Source organism: Maritimibacter harenae (genome assembly GCF_009882975.1).
In the GTDB taxonomy this organism is placed as follows: domain Bacteria; phylum Pseudomonadota; class Alphaproteobacteria; order Rhodobacterales; family Rhodobacteraceae; genus Maritimibacter; species Maritimibacter harenae.
Genome location: NZ_WTUX01000061.1, coordinates 1 through 2,367 on the forward strand (window position 1 = coordinate 1; position 2,367 = coordinate 2,367).

Consider the following 2,367-nt stretch of genomic DNA (forward strand, 5'->3'; position numbering starts at 1 on the left):
TGTCAATCGGCATTGAAGTTTGACCCCCTATCGGCATCCAATATTGACCCCCTTGGTGGTGAGCAGGCCCGGCGCTGCGTAGCCCTCACATAGCGCAGCGGCGGCGGGCCTGCGGGGTTTCGGGTTGGCGCTATGCGCGGTTCTTGAAGCGCCAGCTTTCGTTACCGGTTTCGACGATTTCGCAATGGTGGGTGAGCCGGTCGAGCAGTGCGGTGGTCATCTTGGCATCGCCGAAGACGCTGGGCCATTCGCCGAAGGCCAGGTTGGTGGTGACGATGATGGATGTGCGTTCGTAGAGTTTGCTGATCAGGTGGAACAGCAATTGGCCGCCGGTCTGGGCGAAGGGCAGATAGCCGAGCTCGTCCAGGATCAGGAAGTCGAGGCGGGAGATCAGGTCGGCGGTCCGGCCCTGGCGCTCGGCGCGGGCTTCGGCATCGAGCTTGTTCACCAGGTCGACCACGTTGAAGAACCGGCCCCGGCGCCCTGCCCGGATACAGGTCCGGGCGATGCTGACGGCAAGATGGGTTTTGCCGGTGCCTGTGCCGCCGATCAGGACGAGGTTGCGCTGATGGTCGAGGAAGTCGCCGTTGGCCAGGTCGCGGATCAGGGTCTCGTTAACCTCGGCGGCCTCGAAGTCGAACTCCTCCAGTTCCTTGGCGAGCGGCAACTTGGCGATGGTCATTTGGTATTTGACTGACCGGGCCTGCTTCTCCCTGATCTCGGCGGTCAGCAGGTCACCAATGATCTGTTGCGGCTCGTGCTGGCGTTTGACGGCGGTGGTCAGGACCTCGTCATAGGCGGCCCTCATTCCGTAGAGCCTCAGCTTTCCCATCGCGTCGATTACCTCGGATCTTTCCATTCTGTGTTCTCCTCAGGCTGTCATATCGGTTGCAGTCGGCAATGGGCTCGCAGGCCAGCTTCAGCGCATCCGGGGTGGTGATTGTCAGGGGTGGTGGCGGCTCGCGGTGCCGGGCCAGGATGTTCAGCACGACGCCTGCGGAATGGACATTGTGCGACAGGGCTTCGGCGCAGGCCGCCTCGACCGCATCAATCCCGTCGGTCAGCACGGCGCTCAGGATGTCGACCATCTGCCGGTCACCGCCCGGCTGGCGTTCCAGCTTGCGCCACACGCGGCGGATTGGCACCGGCAGCTCCCATTCCCTGAAGGGCGCCCCGTTGCGAAGGGCGCCGGGTTTGCGGGCCAGAACGGGGATGTAATGCAGGGGATCGAAGATGGTTTTGTCCCGCCCGAAGGCCCGCTCATGCTGGCCAACGATTTGCCCATCCTGCCAGCATTCCAGCCGGGCGGCATAGGCCCTGATCTCCACCGGCCGCCCGACCGCCCGGGCATCGACCGAGTAGCGGTTCTTGTCGAACCGCACGAGGCAGGTCTTGGACACCGATGCGGGAACTGCATGGAATCCATCGAAAGGGCCGACGTAAGGCACAAGGCTCGGGCGCTCGTCCTCGAACACCTCCCAGATCGTCTTGTCGCGCAACTCTGGATGTTTGTTCGCCTTGGCATAGGCCAGGCAGCGATCCTCCAGCCAGGCGTTCAACTCGGCATAGGATTTGAACTTCGGACGCGGCACGAAGAAGCGCCGGCGGATCACGCCGACCTGGTTCTCGACTTGGCCTTTCTCCCAGCCCGAGGCCGGGGTACAGGCCACCGGGTCGACCAGGTAATGGCCGCACATCTGCTGGAACCGCCGGTTATAGGCCCGATCCTTGCCAATGAAGATCGCGTCAACGGCGGTCTTCATATTGTCGTAGATGCCCCGCGCACAGGCCCCACCGAAGAAGGCAAACGCCTTGTCGTGGGCGTCGAACACCATCTCCTGTGTCTCTCTGGGATAGGCCCGCACAAACGGCATCCGGCTGTGGCTCAGGCGCACATGCGCAACCTTCACCGTCGTGGTCACGCCGTCAATCAGGACAACCTCATGGCTCCAGTCGAACTGATAGGCTTCGCCCGGGTCGAAGCTCAGCGGCACGTAGGCAGCGGCGGAAGCTTCCCGGGTCGCCTTCGACCAACTCGCCGCATAGCGCCGCACCGCATCATAGCTGCCGTCATAACCCCGGTTGCGCAGCTCTTCGTAAATCCGAACCAGTGTCAGCCGCTGGCGTTTGGGTTGCCGGTCATTCTCAGCCAGCATCTCATCCAGATCGGACCGCCACGGGTCGATCTTGGGGCGGGGCTGCGTGGACCGGTCATAGCTGAACTCGGTTGCCCCGGACCGCACCACCTTCCGCACCGTGTTCCGTGATACCCGCAGCTCCCGGCAGATCTGCTTGATCGACTTCCCCTGGATGAAATGCGCCCGCCTGATCTTCGCAATCGTCTCCACAACCAACATCCCCAAATCG

At 62.9% G+C, this 2,367-nt stretch carries 2 protein-coding genes; both read right to left on the reverse strand.

The window, feature by feature from the left end:
- Positions 1–130 precede the first annotated feature (130 nt).
- Positions 131–859 (reverse strand): IS21-like element helper ATPase IstB, encoded by a 729-nt coding sequence (gene istB / locus GQE99_RS20360; RefSeq protein WP_083783480.1) that lies wholly within the window; start codon positions 857–859, stop codon positions 131–133.
- Complete coding sequence (gene istA, locus GQE99_RS20365; RefSeq protein ID WP_008335500.1) at positions 792–2,357, reverse strand: IS21 family transposase; 1,566 nt, start codon at positions 2,355–2,357, stop codon at positions 792–794. The genes istB and istA overlap by 68 nt, the downstream gene beginning before the upstream one ends.
- Positions 2,358–2,367: the final 10 nt, after the last annotated feature.